The organism is Nonomuraea sp. NPDC048892 (genome assembly GCF_040649735.1).
Classification (GTDB): Bacteria; Actinomycetota; Actinomycetes; order Streptosporangiales; family Streptosporangiaceae; genus Nonomuraea; species Nonomuraea maheshkhaliensis.
Genome location: NZ_JBEZFZ010000012.1, coordinates 257,705 through 274,940, shown reverse-complemented (window position 1 = coordinate 274,940; position 17,236 = coordinate 257,705). Strand labels below are relative to the sequence as shown.

Genomic DNA, 17,236 nt, shown 5'->3' with positions numbered 1-17,236 from the left:
GGCGGGCGGCTGCCGGGCGGCCTGCGCGGGCGCCTGCGCGCCCTGCGCCCGCTGCCGGCCGGCACGCCGGCGCCCGACGGCTGGGTGGCGGCGTGGAACGAGGTGACCGGCCTGCTGGAGGAGGCCAGGCACACCCTCGCCGGCCTCGCAGCGGCGGACGCGACGCTGGCCAGGACGGCCATGGCCGGGCTCATCGGCGACGAACGGTTCCTCGACGCGCTGGTGTGCGACGAGCCGGCCCTCTACCGCGACCTGCGGCGCGGGGCCAAGGGCGGCAGGACGCGCCGGCAGCTCGCCGCCCGCCTCCAGCGGCTGGCGGCCTCGTGCGAGACGATCGGCTGCTACGGGCCGATCGGCTACGGCACCGTCGAGCCCGGCGCCGCCGGCTCTTACACCTGGAAGGGGCCTCGGGAGCTCGCCCGGCGGGTGGCCTTTCCGGCCGCGCGGGTGGGCGAGGCGCTGCAGCAGCGCCTCCTGGCCGATCCCGGGCTCGTGGCCGGGCTGGTGCCACGGCGTACGACCTGGACGGGGGAGGCGCACGACGGGGCCGCCTTCGCCGGCCACTGCGACGGGCGCCGCACGCTGGCCGAGATCGCCGAGGAGACGGGCACGGGCATGGAGCGGGCCTCGGCGGCGCTGGCCGTGGCGGTCCGGCGCGGCCTGCTCACCCACGACCTCTGCCCGCCCGCCACAGTCTGCGATCCCCTGGGCTGGCTACGCGACCGCCTGGCCGCCAAGGGACTGCGGCCCGACCCTGCACCCGGGCGTGGTCTGACGGTGAAGGGCGTCCGGCGCACCCTCGCCGAGGGCGCGGACGTGTGCGAATGCGGCCTGGCGGCCGGCCCGACTCCCGACCCCCGGGGTGCCACAGGGCCTGCGGGCGGCTCGGCTCCCGGCGTCCGAGGTCTCGCAGGCGGGCGGGGGGCCAACGGCGGTGACACCACGAGGTCCGCGGACGGTCCGATTTCCGGTGTCCGTGGTGCCGAGTGGCCTGGCGGCGGACGGGGGTCCGACGCTGGTGATGCGGCGGGGCCCGTGGGCGGGGTGGGGGCCGATGCTGGTGGTGCGCTCGGAGCCGGAGGTGGGGTGGCGGGGGAGGCGGGGGCTGCTCGATGTGGGCATGGGGCGGGGGAGGTGGCTGACGTGCCGCCCAATGTGACGCCGGGTGTGGTGCCGGATGTGACGGGGTCTGCGGGGGGTCGTGGCGGGGAGGGTGCCGGGGCGCGGGGGGTGCGTGGGTGGGGGCGTGCAGGCGGGCCGGGTCAGGGCGGGCGGGGGTTCGTGGCGCCTGCGGGCGTACCCGTGCAGCGGGAACGGGTTCTCATCGGTGGCCGGTCAGGGAGTGAACCGCCGCTGGCGCGGCGCGTCGAGGAGATCAGCGAGCTGCTCGGGCAGTACCCGGCGGCCTCGCCGGATGTGAAGCTGGCCGTGCAGCGCCGGATCGAGGCGCTGACCGGTACCGCGCGGCGCGACGAACGGGTGATCGTGCACGAGGCCGCCGCCGGCACGCTGCGGGTCACCGCCGGCGGCGGGCTGGCGGCCGACCTGCGCGGACGGGTGCCCCGGGTGCTCGACCTGCTCGCCGAGGAGGCCGAGCTGACCAGGACGCGCACGAACCGGCTGGTTGCCGGGCGGCTCGGCGCGGGCACGTTCGAGCTGGCCGAGGCGCTGCGGGCGACCGGCGACCTGCGGATCGACCACAGCGACAGGCTCGCCCGGCGCATCGCCGCCCTCGTGCGCGACGAGCCGGCCGGGTCCCGCTCGCTCGACCTCGCCGGTCTGCTCGACGAGCCCGTCCCGCCCGCCGCCCCCGTGCTCTGCTCGGCCGACGTCATGGTCGCCGCCGCCTCGCTGGAGGCCTACGAGGCAGGGGTGACCCCGCTGGTCCTCGACCGGCTGCACGACGCGGTCCTGCTCACGCCATGGGAGACGCAGTTCCGCGAGGACGGCGCGGCCTGCCTCGCCGGGCGCGACGCGGAGATCAGGCGGGCGCTGTCCGGCTTCACCGTGCTGAACGTCATCACCCACCGCTCCGACGGCGCGCCGCCGCCGGAGCTGCCCGGCCCCGTACTGGAGCTCGGCGGGGCGACGGCCGGCCCGGGGCGGCGGCGGATCGGGCTCGACGAGCTGTACGTCCACAGCGACGGCCGGCGCGCGCTCCTGTACGCCAAGGGCACGAAGGAGCCGCTGCTGCTGCACAACGGCCAGCACGACACCGCGCTGCACACGGCCCTCGCCCTGCCCAGGATCCGGCTGCCCCGGCTCGGTGACCTGCCCCGAGTGCCTCGGCTGACCTGGGACAACGTCGTCATCTCGCGCCGGCGCTGGCAGGTGGGGCGGGCCTCGTTCGACGCGCTCGGACAGGCCGACGACGACCGCGGGCTGCTGGTGGCGGCGGCCCGGCTGCGACAGGTCCACGACCTGCCTGCCGCCTTCTACGCCCGCTCGGGCCGCGAACGCGAGCCCTTCTACGTCGACACGCGCTCGCCCGCCCTGCTCGAAGGGCTGGCCCGGCTGGCGGCGGCGGCCGACCGCGTCACGATGACGGAGGTGCTGCCGGGACCGGACGAGTGCTGGCTGCGTGACGGGGACCACCGGTTCGCGGCCGAACTGCGCTGCGTGTACCTGCGCCCGGCCGGCGACCCCGGGAATCGGCCGGTGGAGCGCATCACCGACATCTCCGCCGTGCCGGACGGGCGCGCCCCGCAGGCGGCCGGCAGCGCCAGGTCGCGGCCGGCGCACCCCTACCCGTGGCCGGGCGCGGGCGGCTGACGGACCTGCCCGTTGTTCCCCGGCGGGAAAATCGGTTGCCGGGGTCGGGAGGGGGCTGGTGTAATCCCGGGCTGAAGCAGTTCACGACCCCACAGGAGGCCCGCGATGCGGGAAGCGTTCATGTTCCCCCAGCTCAGCGAATCCTCCTATGCAAAGGGCATGACGCTTCTTGAGACCGTCCGACTCCAGGACCTCATCCTCTGACACCTCACTCCTCCGCCTGCTGCGCCCCGGACGGCGGCCCGCCGCCGCGCTGGCCGGCGCCGTGGCCGCGGCGACCGCGCTGCCGCTGGCCGCGCCGCAGATCACCCGGCGCTTCGTCGACGACGCCATCGCCGGCGCGAGCATCCGGCACCTGACGCTGATCGCGCTCGGCTACCTCGGGCTGGCCGCCGGAGGCCAGGCGGCCCGCATGCTGACCGCGTGGCTGGCCAGCCGGCTCGCCTGGGACGGCAGCAACCGCCTGCGTGAGCGGCTCACCGAGCACACGCTCGGCCTCGACCTGGCCTTCCACGGCCGGCACACCCCCGGCGAGCTGATCGAACGGGTGGACGGCGACGTCGTCGCGGTGGCCGACTTCGTCGTGGCGTTCCTGCTCGACGTCGTGGCCGGCGTGCTGCTGCTGGCCGGCGTGGTCGCCGTCGTGTTCACCGTCGACTGGCGCATCGGGGCCGTGCTGCTGGCGTACTGCCTGCTCATCGGATACGGCATGGTCAGGGCGCAGCGCCTGGCCGTCCCCTCGGCGGCCGGTTCGCGCGCCGCGAACGCCACGCTGATGGGCGTGCTCGAAGAGCGCCTCGCGGGCGCCGAGGACCTCAGGGCCAACGGCGCGGGCGAGCACACCGTACGCCGGTTCCACCAGACGAGCGCCGCGGTCCTGCGCGCCGAGTGGCACGACGCCCGCGTCGGCACCACCCTGCTGGCGGGCACCTCGGTGGCCTTCGCCGCCGGGACGGCGATCATGCTGGGGCTGGCGGCCTGGACCATGGAGACCGGGGCGCTCACGGTCGGCACCGCCGTGCTGCTCTTCCAGTACACGCTCATGGTACGGGCGCCGTTCGAACGGCTGATCGACCAGATCAGGCAGTACCAGGCGGCCCTGGCCGGGCTGTCCCGCATCGCGGGCCTGCTGGCCGAGCGCCCGTCGCTGATCCCCGGCACCCGCCCGCTGCCCGCCACCGGGCCGCTCGGCCTGCGGCTCGACGGCGTCGGGTTCTCCTACCCCGGCGACGACGAGCGGGTGCTGTCCGGGATCGACCTCACGCTCGCGCCCGGGGAGACGCTCGGCCTGGTCGGGCGGACCGGCAGCGGCAAGACCACGCTGGGCCGGCTCGTCCTGCGCCTGCACGACCCGGACGAGGGCTCCGTGCTGGTGGGCGGCGTGGACCTGCGCGCGGCGGACCCGTACTCGCTGCGGGCCAGGATCGGCGTGGTCACCCAGGACGTGCAGCTCTTCGCGGCCAGCGTCAGGGACAACCTCACCCTGTTCCGGCCCTCACCAGGGGACGAACGGCTGCGCGCGGCGCTCGGCGCGGCCGGACTCGCGGAGTGGGCGGACGAGCTGCCCGACGGGCTCGACACCGAGCTGCGTACGGTGTCCGCCGGGCAGGCGCAGCTCCTCGCGTTCGCCCGCGCCTTCCTCGCCGACCCCGGGCTCGTCGTGCTGGACGAGGCGTCCAGCCGGCTCGACCCCGCCACCGAGCGCCGCATCGAGGACGGCGTCGCCCGGCTGCTGCACGGCAGGACCGGCGTGATCATCGCGCACCGCCTGTCATCCCTGGCGAAGGTGGACAAGATCGCGGTGCTCGACCACGGCAAGATCGTCGAGTACGGCCGCCGCGCCGACCTCGCCGCCGACCCGCGCAGCCGCTTCGGCCGGCTGCTGGACCTGGCGGGGGTGAGCCGATGAGGCCGGTGATGCGGGTGGCCACCCGGCTGGCCACGTTCGACCTGCGCCGGTACGTGATCGGGGCGCTGCTGTGGCTGCCGGTCCACGTGATCCCGCTGGCCGGCGGGCTCGTCCTGCGGGAGGTCTTCGACGGGATCAGCGGCCACCGGCCGGCCGCGCTGGAGGCGACGCTGTGGTGGTGCGCGGCGTTCGTGGGCGTCGAGGTCGTGCGCGGGGTGGTGATCATCGTCGCGTGGACGTACGGCGTCTACTGGTGGAACGCCGCCGCGACGCTGCTGCGCGGCAACGTCCTGCGCTCCGTCCTGACCGCGCGCGGCCCCGCCGCCGCCCGGCTGCCGCACTCCTCCGGCGAGTCCGTGGCACGTATGCGCGACGACGTGGCCGACGCGGTGGACTTCACCGACGAGAGCGTCAGCCTGGCGGGCACCACGCTGTTCGCCCTGGCCGCCGTGCCGATCATGGCCGCGGTCGATCCCGTCGTCACCTTCGTGCTGGTGCTGCCGATGATCGCGGTCGGCGTGCTGAGCCGGACGATGCGGCGCACGATCGCGCGGCTGCACCGGCGGGCCCGGCTGCTCGGCGCGGCCGTGACCGCGTACGTGGGGGAGGTCTTCGGCGGCGTACTGGCGATCAAGACCGCCGGGGCCGAGGACGCGGCGCTGGAGCGGCTGCGCGAGCACAACCGGCGGCGGCGCGACGCCGCCGTCAGGGACCGGATGGCGACCGACCTGCTCGACGCGGCGACCACCACGACCGTCGAGCTCAGCATCGGGCTCGTCCTGCTGCTCGCCGCGCCCGCCATGCGCGGCGGCGAGTTCACCGTGGGCGACCTCGCGCTGTTCACCAGCTACATCGGCTGGCTCACCGCGCTGCCCCGGTCGATCGGCACTCTGCTCTACCGGCTGCCGCAGGCCGCGGTCGCGACCGAGCGGCTCGGCGGGATGATGGCGCCGCACGAGGACGCGGACGACCTGGTCAAGGGCACCGAGGTGTGGCTGCGCCGCGACCCGCCGCCCGCCGCGACCCCGCCGCCGCACGCCGACCGGCTGCGCGTGTTCGAGGCGCGCGGGCTGAGCGTGCGCGGGGTGCTGCACGACGTCGGGCTGCGCGTCGAGCGGGGCTCGTTCACAGTCGTGACCGGGGCCGTGGGAGCGGGCAAGACCACTCTGGTACGCGCCCTGCTCGGCCTGCTGCCGCTGGACGCGGGCACGATCTCGTGGAACGGCGTGCCGATCGAGGACCCGGGCACGTTCCTCGTCCCCGGGCGGACGGCGTACGCGGGCCAGGTCCCCCGGCTCTTCTCCACCGGGCTCGGCGAGAACCTGCTGCTCGGGCGGGCCGGGGATGCCCGGCGGGCGCTGGAGCTGGCCGTGTTCGAGCAGGACCTGGCCGAGATGCCCGCCGGGCTGGACACACTCGTCGGGCCGCGCGGGATGCGGCTGTCCGGCGGGCAGGCCCAGCGCGTCAGCGCCGCCCGCGCCCTCGTACGGGAGCCGGACCTGCTGGTCGTGGACGATCTGTCGTCGGCGCTGGACGTCGAGACCGAGCGACTGCTGTGGCAGCGGATCGCCGGGAACGGCCCGGAGACCGTGCTGGTCGTCTCCCACCGGCAGGCCGCGCTCGAACGCGCCGACCAGGTGATCGTCCTGGACCGGGGGCGGGTCGCCGGGCGGGGACGGCTGACCGAGCTGCTGGAGACCTGCCCGGAGATGCGGCGGCTCTGGCACGCGGAGCTGATCGCGGAGGCGGAGGAACGGACGGGCGACTGAACGAGCGGGGCCCCCGGGTGAGCGGGCGGCCTCGGCGGGCGCCCAACCCGGCCGGCCCGCGGCGCGGCCTGGCGGTGCGGCGGTGTGAGGCGGGCCGGTGAGGGGTGGTGGCCGAGGTTGTCGGTGGGAGGGGGCACCATGGATCTGTGACATCAAGCATCACGCCGAGCATGACCGGGGTCGCGGAGCTGGTCGAGCTGGTCTCCAGGGGCCGGGTGGCCGTGCTCAGCGGGGCCGGGCTGTCGACCGAGTCGGGCATTCCCGACTACCGGGGGCCGACGGGGCGGGCCAGGCGGGCCGAGCCGATGACCTACCAGCGTTTCGTGGGCAGCGCGGAGGCGCGGCGGCGCTACTGGGCGCGCAGCCACGTCGGCTGGCGGCAGATCGGCCTGGCCCGGCCCAACGACGGTCACCGGGCCGTGGCCGAGCTGGAGCGCCGCGGGCTGCTGGCCGGCATCGTCACCCAGAATGTGGACGGCCTGCACCAGGCGGCCGGCGCCCGCCGGGTGATCGAGCTGCACGGCGGGCTCGACCGCGTCGTCTGCCTGTCCTGCCGCGAGCGCACGCCGCGCGCCGAGCTGGAGCGGCGCCTGCGCGCGGCCAACCCGGAGTGGGAGGCGGCGGCCGGTCAGATCAACCCCGACGGCGACGCCGTGCTCACCGACGCCCAGGTGGCCACGTTCCGCGTGGTCGACTGCACGGGCTGCGGCGGGCTGCTCAAGCCGGACGTGGTCTTCTTCGGCGAAAACGTGCCGGGGCCGCGCGTCGACGAGTGCTTCGCGGTCGTGGGCGGGGCGCGGGCGCTGCTGGTGCTCGGGTCGTCGCTGGCGATCAGGTCGGGGCTGCGGTTCGTGAGCAGGGCGGCGGCGCTCGGCATCCCCATCGCGATCGTCAACCAGGGCCCGACCGGCGCCGACGCCGACGCCGCACTCACCGTTGACGCCCCGCTCGGCCCGACCCTGACCCACCTCACGGCCCACCTCACGACCTCTACCTGACCCACCTCACGGCCCAGCTCGCGACCTCCACCTGACCGGCCTCCCGGCACGGCTCCACTGCGGAGTTGCGGCGCGGGGGCCGGACACTTTGAGGCCGGCGGCCGGCGGCACCGCTGGAGCCGGGGTGCGGTGGGGTGCTGTGGGGTGTCGGGGGCGGGGGAGAATGGGGGCATGGCTTCTCGTACGTGTCCCTGCGGCCTGCCCGGCACCTACCAGGACTGCTGCGGCAGGCTGCACCGTGGCGACTCGGCCGCCGCCACCGCCGAGCAGCTCATGCGGTCGCGGTTCAGCGCGTTCGCGGTCGGGGACGAGGCCTACCTGCTGCGCACCTGGCTGCCCTCCGCCCGCCCGGCGGGTTCCGTCCTGGACCGGCGGGTGAAGTGGACGCGGCTGGAGGTGCTGGAGAGCAGCGGGGGCAGCGTCGTGCACACCGAGGGCACCGTGCGCTTCCGCGCCCACTACCTCGACCGCGGCCGGCCGGGGGAGATGGAGGAGCACAGCAGGTTCGTCCGGTACGAGGGCCGCTGGGTCTACGCGGGCGCCCTGTAACACGTCACGGCTTGCGGCCGACGGCCCCCACGAAGGTGTGGTAGGTGATGCCGGGTGCCGCGCGGTCCTCGGTGCCGGGACGCCATTCGGGCAACGGCACGAGGCCGGGCTCCACCAGCTCCAGCCCGCCGAAGTAGGCCAGGATCTCCTCGCTCGTCCGCCACCGGCCCGTGCCGAGCGTCTCGTTGAAGATCTTCTCGGCCGCGTACGCCTGCTTGGACACCTCGGGATGGGCCAGGCCGGGATTGTGGAAGCAGGAGACGGCCAGATGGCTGCCCGGCGCCAGGCGCGCCATCATGGCGCGGGTGATCCCGGCCGGATCGTCGTCGTCGGCCAGATGGTGCAGGATCGCGAACATCAGCAGCCCCACCGGCTGCTCGAAGTCGATCACCCGCCGGATCTTCGGATGGTCCAGGATCCGCTCCGCCTCGCGCACGTCGGCCTCGACGACCGTGGTGGAGTCGTTCACGGCGAGCAGGGCGCGGGCGTGGACCAGGACGGTCGGGTCGTGGTCGACGTAGACGACCCGGGTGCCCTCGGCGGCCGACTGGGCGATCTCGTGCACGTTGCCCTGTGTGGGCAGGCCGGAGCCGAGATCGACGAACTGGCGGATGCCGGCCTCGGCGGCCAGGTAGCGGACCACGCGCCCGAGGAACTCGCGGTTGGCGCGCCCGGACTCGCGGGCGTCGGGGGCGATCTCGAGCGCCTTCTGCGCCATCAGGCGGTCGGCCTCGTAGTTGTCCTTGCCGCCGAGCATGTAGTCGTAGACGCGGGAGACGTTGGGCTTGGTGGTGTCGATGCCCGCCGGGCCCCGCTCCCGTTCGTTGTCGGCCACCGTGGGCTCCTTCGGGGGACGTCAGCTCGCATGATCATAATGCCGAAAAGTGCGGAAATTTCGGGAAGTGAGCGTGGCACATTAGAGCACGAAAGTGAGGGCGCGGAAAAGGATCGCGATCACGGCGGGGAGAGATCGCGACCGCCGCTGTGGGAGGGGACCGCGATCACGGTGCGGGAGCCATCGCGATCACGGCGCGGGAAGAGAGCGCGGCCTCGGCGCGCGGGCGGTCAGGCGGACTCGCGGATCACCAGTTCGGTCGGCAGGATCACCGGCTCCACGTGCTCGGCCCCGTCGATGAGCGCCAGCAGCAGCCGCATCGTCGCCTGCGCCATCTCGGCCAGCGGCTGGCGGATCGTGGTCAGCGGCGGATGCGTCGAGACCGCCACCGAGGAGTCGTCGAAGCCGCCCACCGCCACGTCGTCCGGCACCCGCCGCCCGGCCGCGCGCAGCGCCGCCAGCGCCCCGGCGGCCATCAGGTCGGAGGCCACGAAGACGGCGTCGATGTCGGGCGTGCGCTCCAGCAGCTCCGTCATCGCCCGCTCGCCGCTGGCCTGGGTCCAGTCGCCGTGGGCGATCAGCTTCGAGGTGGCCCGGCGGCCGAGCACGTCGGTGAAGCCCTCCAGGCGCTGGATGCCGCCGGGTGTGTCCATCGGGCCGGTGATCATGGCGATGCGCCGGCGGCCGAGCCCGACGAAGTATTCGGTCATCTGGCGGGCGCCGAGGCGGTCGTCGGCGGTGGCGTACGGGATGACGGTCTCGCGGCCGATGACGGCGCCGCAGGAGACGGCGGGCGGGCCGCTCTGCAGCGCGTCGAGCAGCGGGTCGCCCGCGTGCGTGGAGACGAGCAGCACCCCGTCGGCGTGGCCGCCGCGCACGTAGCGCACCACGCGCTCGCGGTCGGCCTCGTCGCCCGCCATCATCATCACCAGCGACAGATCGTGCTCGGCCAGCATCCTGATCGCCACCCGGATCAGCGTGCTGTAGTTGGGGTCCTCGAAGAGCTTCTCGTGCGGCTCCGACATGACCATGACGACCGAGCCCGTGCGCTGGGTGACCAGGCTGCGGGCGGCGCGGTTGACCGTGTAACCGGTCTCGGAGATGGCCCGCTCGATGGCCACCCGCGCCTTCGGGCTGACGTATTTGTCGCCGTTGAGCAGGCGGGACACCGTGCCGCGGGACACGCCCGCGGCGGCGGCGACATCGTGGATGGTAGGGCGCTTCACTTGACGGCTCCGGAGGACAGATCGGTCTTCCAGTATCGCTGCATCGTGAGGAAGAGCGCGATCAACGGCACGATCGACAGGAAGGCGCCCGTCAAGATCAGGTTGTAGAGCGTGGGCTGGTTCGCCCCCGCCGCCAGCAGCGTGTAGAGGCCCACCGTGAGCGGGAACTTGCCGTCGTCGCCGAGCATGATGAACGGCAGCAGGAAGTTGTTCCAGATGGCCACGAACTGGAACAGGAAGATCGTCACCATGCCCGGCACCATGAGCGGCATGGCCACCCGCCGCAGCAGGTGCCACTCGCCGGCCCCGTCGATGCGGCCCGCCTCCAGCAGCGAGTCGGGGATCGCCGCGGCGGCGTAGATGCGGGCCAGGTAGATGCTGTACGGGTGCAGGATCTGCGGCAGCAGCACGGCCCAGTGGCTGTCGGCCAGGCCGATCTTGGAGAAGAGCAGGTACTGCGGGATCGCGAGCACGACCGCGGGCACCAGGATGCCGCCGATGAGCAGGTTGAAGATGACGTCGCGGCCGGGGAAGCGGTATTTGGCCAGCGTGTATCCGGAGACCGCCGAGACCGCGGTCGACAGCAGCGCGCCGCCGCCCGCGTAGAGCAGGGTGTTGCCGGCCCAGAGCCAGAACACCCCGTCGCGGTAGGCGAACAGCTCCCCGACGTTGTCGAAGAAGCCGGTGCCGAACGCGAGCGTCGAGGTGCTGAACAGCTCGGCGGGCGACTTGGTCGCCGCGATCAGCACCCAGGCCACGGGGAACAGGCAGTAGAGCGCCCCGATCAGCAGCAGCGCGGTCGGCACCAGCCCGGCCGGCCCCCTGGAGCCGGAGCGGGCGCGGCGGCGTTGTGCGGTGGCGGCGGTGACCGTGGCCATCAACCCTCCCCGAAGGCGCGGTTGCGGACCACGCGCAGGAACCCGAAGGACAGGACGAGCGAGATCGCCGCGATGACGATCGAGGTGGCGGCGGCCGAGTACAGGTCGCCGGTGACGAAGGCGTCGCGGTAGACCTTCATGAGCGGGCTCCACGTGGAGCTGATCGTGTTGGTCAGCGGGCGCAGGGTGGTGGGCTCGGTGAACACCTGGATGGTCGCGATGATCGAGAACACGGTGGTCAGGATGATCGCCGGGGTCAGGATCGGGATCTTGACGCGGACGGCGATCTGGAACTCGGAGGCGCCGTCGAGGCGGGCGGCCTCGTACAGGTCGCGGGGGATCGCGCGCAGCGTGGTGTAGAGCACGAGCATGTTGAAGCCGACCCCGCCCCACACCGCCACGTTCGCCATGGAGTACGTGACGGTGGTGGCGCCCAGCAGGTCCACGTCCAGGACCTGCCGGATCGGGCTGAGCGAGGGCAGGTAGAGGAAGCCCCACAGCAGGGTGGCCGCCACGCCCGGCACCGCGTACGGCAGGAAGATCGCGATCCGCGAGAAGCGGGCCAGCCGCACCCGGGCCGAGTCCAGCAGCAGCGCGAACAGCAGCGCCAGCCCCAGCATCACGGCCAGCACCAGCGCGCCGTAGCCGAGCACCCGCAGCCAGCCCTGCCACAACTCGGCGTCGGCCAGGGCGGCGGCGAAGTTGTCGAACCCGACGAACACCTCCCTGCGCGCCCCCCTGCCCAGCCCCAGCCCGGACACCTTGGTCCTGCGCATCGCCAGGTAGACGGTGTAGCCGATCGGCACCGCGAGGAACAACGTGAACAGCACGATCGCGGGGGTCAGGAAGAGGTACGGCCAGAGCCTCCTCTGCGAGCGCTTCATGACGCGAGCTGGAAGCCGGCCTTGCGCATGTCCGCGACCGTGGCGTCCTGCATCGACTGGATGGCGGCGGAGAACGGCGTGCCGGCCTGCAGCGCCTTGTCGAAGCCGTCCTTGAAGGCGTTGTACGTCACGCCGACGTTCGGCCCGAAGGTGAACCCGCGGGCGCCTTCCGAGACGGTGGCGGCCTGCTGCCAGAAGTCGGGCTGGTTGGCGAAGTAGTCGGGGGCCGCGCCGAGCGCCGACTGGGCCTTGGTCGCGGCCGGGTAGATCGCGGCCTCCTTGACCAGCAGGTCGATGGCGGCGGAGTCGGTGTTGAGCCAGGTGGCGAACTGGGTGGCGGCGGCCTTGTTGGGCGTCTTGGCCGACACGGCCGTGGACGAGCCGCCCCAGAAGCCGCTGAAGCTCTCGCCGGCGTTCCACTGCGGCAGCGGCGCGACGGCCCACTTGCCCTTGCCCTTGGGCGCGTTGCTGGACAGCACGCCCGGCGCCCAGACGGCGGACGGCCAGGTCAGCAGCTTGCCGTCGTTGAGCGCCTTGTTCCACTCGGGGGTGAAGAACGGCATGTCGTCGATGACGCCCTCCTTCACCAGGCCGCCCCAGTAGTCGGCGACCTTCCTGGTGGGCTCGTCGGCGATGTCGACCTTCCACGACTCGCCGTTGATCGACCACCACTGCGCCCCGGCCTGCTGGGCCAGCCCTGTGAACGCTCCCGGATCCTTGCTGGAGAACGTGCCGAGATAGGCCTTCGGATCCTTCTTCCGAAGCTGCCTGGCCGCCTCGCCGTACTCCTGCCAGGTCGCCGGCACCTTGAGGCCGTGCTTGTCGAACAGGTCCTTGCGGTAGAAGAGCATCATCGGGCCGCTGTCCTGCGGGATGCCGTAGACGGCGTCGGTGCCCAGCGTCACCAGCTTCCACAGTCCCTCGGTGAACTCGCCCTTGATCGCGCCGGTCTCGGCCTTGATGTCGGCGACCGCGTCGGCGGCGATGAAGGAGGGAAGGTGCTGGTACTCGGCCTGCACCAGGTCGGGGGGATTGCCCGCCTTGGCGGCGGTGAGGTACTTGGCCGCAGCGTCGTCGCCGCCGGCCTGCTTGCTGACCGTGACCTGGATGTCCGGGTGGTCCTTGTTCCAGACGGCGGCGATCTTGTCCATGTTCGGGGCCCATGCCCAGTACGTGAGCTTCACCGGCCCCTGCGGGGCGGCCGCGGGGCTCTGCGCCGCCTCGGGGCTCTCGGCGGCGGGCTCGCCCGACCCGCAGCCGGCGAGGGCGGCCGTGAGGACGACGGCCAGGGCTGCTCCAAGGCGGTTGGCGCGCATTGCGTACCTCCAGATGGTTCTGTGAACGTGCACAGAGTGGAACAGCCCGGAAACACCCGTCAAGGGGTCGTTACGTTCTCGTTAATGTCCTGAAGGATCGCCCTATCGCGAGTAATTTCCGCCCGCCGGTTCCCAATGCGGACGGGTGAGCCATACTGTGCACGTTCACAGAAGTTTTCCAAGGGGGATGGATGTATCCGGAGCGTCCTGCCGGAATCGCCTATGGCGGCGACTACAACCCGGAGCAGTGGCCGCGCGAGGTCCTGGAAGAGGACGTGTCCCTGATGCGCGAGGCCGGGGTCAACCTGGTCAGCCTCGGCATGTTCTCGTGGGCGCTGATGGAGCCGGAGCCGGGCCGCTTCGCGTTCGGCTGGCTGGACGAGGTCATCGACCGGCTGCACCGCGCCGGCGTGGCCGTCGACCTGGCCACCCCGACCGCGGCCCCGCCCGCCTGGCTGGTGGCCGAGCACCCCGACGTGCTGCCGGTGACCAGGGAGGGGCTGCGGATCGGGTTCGGCGGCAGGCAGAGCGCGTGCTCCAGCGCCCCCGCCTTCCTGGAGGCGACCGGGCGGTTGGTGCGGGCGCTGGGCGAGCACTACCGGGGCCACCCCGCCGTGGTCATGTGGCATGTGCACAACGAGTACGGGGCGCCGCTCGGCGAGTGCTACTGCGAGCACAGCGTGGCCGCCTGGCGCCGGTGGCTCGAAGCCGCGTACCGCGACGTCTCCGCGCTGAACGAGGCGTGGGGCGGCACGTTCTGGGGCCAGACCTACACCGACTGGTCCCAGATCGACGCGCCCCGCGCCAACCACACGACCGTCAACCCGGCCCAGCGCCTCGACTACGCCCGCTTCAGCGACGGCCAGCACCGCGCGCACTACGCGCTCCAGCGCGACATCCTGCGCGAGGTGACCCCCGGCGTCCCGGTGACCACGAACTTCGCCGGCACCGTCAACTGCAAGTCCACCGACCTGTGGCAGTGGGCCTGCGAGCTGGACGTGATCGCCAACGACCACTACCTCCAGGCCGAGCGGCCCGACAACCACATCGACCTGGCCATGTCCGCCGACCTCGCCAGGTCGGTGGCGGGCGGCGAGCCGTGGATGCTGATGGAGCACTCGGCCGGCGCGGTCAACTGGCAGCCGCGCAACCTCGCCAAGCGGCCGGGCGAGATGCGCCGCAACAGCCTCGCGCACGTGGCGCGCGGCTCGGACAGCGTGCTGTTCTTCCAGTTCAGGGCCTCGCGGTTCGGGGCGGAGAAGTTCCACTCCGGGATGGTGCCGCACGCGGGGGCGGACTCCGAGCAGTGGCGCGAGGTGGTCCGGCTGGGCGCCGACCTGCGGCGGCTGGCCGGGGTGCGGGGGAGCCGGGTGCGGGCCGAGGTCGCGATCGTCTGGGACTGGGAGTCGTACTGGGCGCTGGAGCTGGAGTGGCGGCCGTCGGTTGACCTGAGGTTCAGGGAGCGGGTGGACGCCTTCTACGAGGCGTTGTGGCGGGAGCACGTCACGGTGGACTTCGTCCACCCTTCCGCTGATATTTCGGGGTATCGGGTGGTGGTCGCGCCCAGCTCGTACCTGCTGACCGAGGCGTCCGCCAAGAACCTGCGCCAGTACGTGGAAGCGGGCGGCAACCTGCTCGTGTCGTATTTCTCCGGCATCGTGGACGAGCACGACGCCATCCACCCCGGCGCCCACCCGGGCGCGCTGCGCGAACTGCTCGGTCTGTCGATCGAGGAGTTCCACCCTCTGCGCGCCTACGAAACGGTGCAGCTTACTGGGCAGCTCATTGGTCAGTTGACGGGGGACCTGACCGGGGAGCCGGCCGATGGCGGCGCCGCCCGGATCTGGTCGGAACGGGTCCGGCCCGCGGGCGCGACGACGCTGCGCGGCTTCGCCTCGGGACCCGACGCGGGACACCCCGCCTTCACCCGCCACGACCTGGGCGCGGGCGCCGCCTGGTACCTCGCCACCGCCCCGCTCACCGGCCTGCGCGACCTGCTCGCCCAGGTGCTCGCCCACGCGGGCGTCTCCCGCCCGCACGGTCTCCCCGACACCCTCGAACTGGTGCGCAGGGGCGACCACGTCTTCCTGATCAACCACGGCGACCAGGCCGTCACGGTCGAGGGGGTGAGCGGCGTGAGCGTGTTCGACGGCGTACGGCACGACGGGCCGGTCACCGTCGCGGCCGGGGACGTCGTGGTCGTCGTGCCATCCCCCCACCCCTAGGGAGACCCGATGAAACGCATCCTGATCACCCTGCTGTTACTCATCGCCCTGGCCGTCTTCCCGGCGGCGCCCGCCTCCGCCCAGGCCGGGCACGGCCGGCTCCCGATCAGGGGCGCCGACGTCTCCAGCCTGGCCAAGTCGGAGGCGTACGGCGGCGTCTACCGCGACGCCCGCGGGCGCAGAGGCGACGCGCTGGCCATCCTGTCCAGGGCCGGGCTCACCTACCTGCGGCTCAAGGTCTGGGTGAACCCCGCCGACGGCTACAACACCAAGACCAGGGTGCTGGCCATGGCCAGGCGGATCAAGGCGCAGGGCATGCGGCTGCTCGTCGACTTCCACTACTCCGACACCTGGGCCGACCCGGGCAAGCAGTTCAAGCCCGCCGCCTGGGAGTCGCTGCCCTTCGACGGGCTCACGCAGGCCCTGTACGACCACACCTTCGACGTGCTCGACGCGCTGCGCCGCCAGGGCACCACGGCCGACATGGTGCAGATCGGCAACGAGATCAACGGCGGCCTGCTCTGGCCCGACGGCTCCAACGCCGACTGGCCCAAGACGGCCGCCCTGCTCAACGCCGGCTACGACGCCGCCAAGCGGGTGTCCCGCTCCACCAAGGTCGTGCTGCACCTGGCCGACGGCGGCGACAACGGGCTCTACCGGTGGTGGTTCGACAACGCGCGGGCCCACGGCATCCGCCACGACGTGATCGGCATGTCCTACTACTCCTTCTGGCACGGCACGCCGGAGAGCTTCCAGGCCAACATCAACGACGTGGCCCTCCGGTACGGCAAGCCCGTGGTCGTGGTCGAGACCGCCTACCCCTTCACCACGGAGGACGACGACGGCTGGCCGAACATCATCACCGCCGCCGAGCCGTACCCCGGCCACCCGGCGACCCCGCAGGGGCAGGCGGCGATGCTGGCCAAGGTGGCCGACATCGTCCGCGCCGTGCCGAACGGCCTCGGCCTCGGCCTGTTCACCTGGGAGGCCACGTGGACCGGCGTCCAGGGCAACGGCTGGGACCCGGCCGACCCGGCGTCGGGCAACGGCTGGGAGAACCAGGCCCTGTTCGGCTACGACGACCGGGCGCTCCCCGCGATGGCGGTGCTCGGCCGCCGCTGAGCCGGGCGCGGGCGCGGCCGGTGACGGCGGCGCCCGCTACGCCAGGCGCCGAGCTGGGCATGATGAGCGCATGACGATCTCAGCAGACGAGCTGCTCACCACGACCAGAAGTGTCCGCAAGCGCCTCGACCTCACCCGCCCGGTCCCGCTGGAGCTGGTCAGGGAGTGCCTGGAGATCGCCCTCCAGGCGCCCACCGGAGGCAATTCGCAGGGCTGGCACTGGGTAGTGGTCACCGACGCGGACAAGCGCAAGGCCATCGGCGACTACTACCAGCGCTCGTGGCGCCACTACTACGAGTCGGGCACCTCGGCCCGGCGGCTGTTCGCGGACGACCCGGAACGGGTGGCGACCCAGCAGCGCGTCTCCGACAGCGCCGGCCACCTCGCCGAGCACATGGGCGAGGTGCCGGTGCTGGTGATCGGCTGCATCCGCGTGCCCGGCGGCCTGCCGCCGGGCAACCAGGCCGGGCTGTGGGGCTCGCTGCACCCGGCCGCCTGGAGCTACATGCTGGCCGCCCGCTCCCGCGGCCTGGGCACCGCGTGGACGTCGCTGCACCTGGCGTACGAGAGCGAGATCGCCGAGCTGCTCGGCATCCCCGGCGACGTCCGGCAGGGCGTGCTCATCCCCACCGCGTACTACACCGGCGAGACCTTCAGCCCCGCCAAGCGTCAGCCGCTGGAGGAGGTCCTTCACGTGGATCGCTGGTAACGGATCACCGGTAGCGGATCACTGGTAGCGATCACTGGTAACGG

At 73.0% G+C, this 17,236-nt stretch carries 12 protein-coding genes and 1 pseudogene; 8 read left to right on the top strand and 5 right to left on the bottom strand.

Annotated elements, in window-relative coordinates; genetic code table 11:
• The 5 genes and pseudogenes from AB0C28_RS34100 to AB0C28_RS34080 form a co-directional block, all read left to right on the top strand.
• A pseudogene (locus AB0C28_RS34100) lies at positions 1 to 2,772 on the top strand (hypothetical protein); the annotation flags it as partial.
• A 169-nt stretch (positions 2,773 to 2,941) separates the two neighbouring features.
• Positions 2,942 to 4,681, top strand: coding sequence for an ABC transporter ATP-binding protein (locus AB0C28_RS34095; RefSeq protein WP_358080015.1), 1,740 nt, complete (start codon positions 2,942 to 2,944; stop codon positions 4,679 to 4,681).
• Complete coding sequence (locus AB0C28_RS34090; RefSeq protein WP_357854219.1) at positions 4,678 to 6,450, top strand: ABC transporter ATP-binding protein; 1,773 nt, start codon at positions 4,678 to 4,680, stop codon at positions 6,448 to 6,450. Before AB0C28_RS34095 ends, AB0C28_RS34090 begins: the two co-directional genes overlap by 4 nt.
• Positions 6,451 to 6,596: 146 nt before the next feature.
• The gene (locus AB0C28_RS34085) at positions 6,597 to 7,448 is read left to right on the top strand and encodes an NAD-dependent protein deacetylase (RefSeq protein WP_357854216.1); all 852 of its coding nucleotides are present in this window, start codon (positions 6,597 to 6,599) and stop codon (positions 7,446 to 7,448) included.
• Between the two features lie 171 nt (positions 7,449 to 7,619).
• Positions 7,620 to 7,997, top strand: coding sequence for a YchJ family metal-binding protein (locus tag AB0C28_RS34080; protein WP_358080014.1), 378 nt, complete (start codon positions 7,620 to 7,622; stop codon positions 7,995 to 7,997).
• 4 nt (positions 7,998 to 8,001) lie between these two features.
• On the opposite strand, the gene AB0C28_RS34075 is transcribed toward AB0C28_RS34080, so the two are convergent.
• The 5 genes from AB0C28_RS34075 to AB0C28_RS34055 form a co-directional block, all read right to left on the bottom strand.
• Entirely contained in the window at positions 8,002 to 8,832 is an 831-nt protein-coding gene (locus tag AB0C28_RS34075) for an SAM-dependent methyltransferase (protein ID WP_358080013.1), read from the bottom strand.
• A 230-nt stretch (positions 8,833 to 9,062) separates the two neighbouring features.
• Complete coding sequence (locus tag AB0C28_RS34070) at positions 9,063 to 10,058, bottom strand: LacI family DNA-binding transcriptional regulator (RefSeq protein WP_346114346.1); 996 nt, start codon at positions 10,056 to 10,058, stop codon at positions 9,063 to 9,065.
• Positions 10,055 to 10,936 carry a carbohydrate ABC transporter permease gene (locus AB0C28_RS34065; RefSeq protein WP_357854207.1) on the bottom strand — a complete coding sequence of 294 codons (882 nt, stop codon included), beginning with the start codon at positions 10,934 to 10,936 and terminating at the stop codon, positions 10,055 to 10,057. Before AB0C28_RS34065 ends, AB0C28_RS34070 begins: the two co-directional genes overlap by 4 nt.
• Positions 10,936 to 11,820: a sugar ABC transporter permease gene (locus AB0C28_RS34060; RefSeq protein WP_357854204.1), complete on the bottom strand. Its 885-nt coding sequence runs from the start codon at positions 11,818 to 11,820 to the stop codon at positions 10,936 to 10,938. Before AB0C28_RS34060 ends, AB0C28_RS34065 begins: the two co-directional genes overlap by 1 nt.
• Entirely contained in the window at positions 11,817 to 13,136 is a 1,320-nt protein-coding gene (locus AB0C28_RS34055; RefSeq protein WP_357854201.1) for an extracellular solute-binding protein, read from the bottom strand. Before AB0C28_RS34055 ends, AB0C28_RS34060 begins: the two co-directional genes overlap by 4 nt.
• Before the next feature lie 191 nt (positions 13,137 to 13,327).
• Between AB0C28_RS34055 and AB0C28_RS34050 the strand changes: the two genes are divergently transcribed.
• The 3 genes from AB0C28_RS34050 (at position 13,328) to AB0C28_RS34040 (ending at position 17,192) form a co-directional block, all read left to right on the top strand.
• The gene (locus AB0C28_RS34050; protein ID WP_358080012.1) at positions 13,328 to 15,361 is read left to right on the top strand and encodes a beta-galactosidase; all 2,034 of its coding nucleotides are present in this window, start codon (positions 13,328 to 13,330) and stop codon (positions 15,359 to 15,361) included.
• Between the two features lie 9 nt (positions 15,362 to 15,370).
• Positions 15,371 to 16,483 carry an arabinogalactan endo-1,4-beta-galactosidase gene (locus AB0C28_RS34045; RefSeq protein WP_358080011.1) on the top strand — a complete coding sequence of 371 codons (1,113 nt, stop codon included), beginning with the start codon at positions 15,371 to 15,373 and terminating at the stop codon, positions 16,481 to 16,483.
• Between the two features lie 70 nt (positions 16,484 to 16,553).
• Complete coding sequence (locus tag AB0C28_RS34040; protein ID WP_357854193.1) at positions 16,554 to 17,192, top strand: nitroreductase family protein; 639 nt, start codon at positions 16,554 to 16,556, stop codon at positions 17,190 to 17,192.
• Positions 17,193 to 17,236 lie beyond the last annotated feature (44 nt).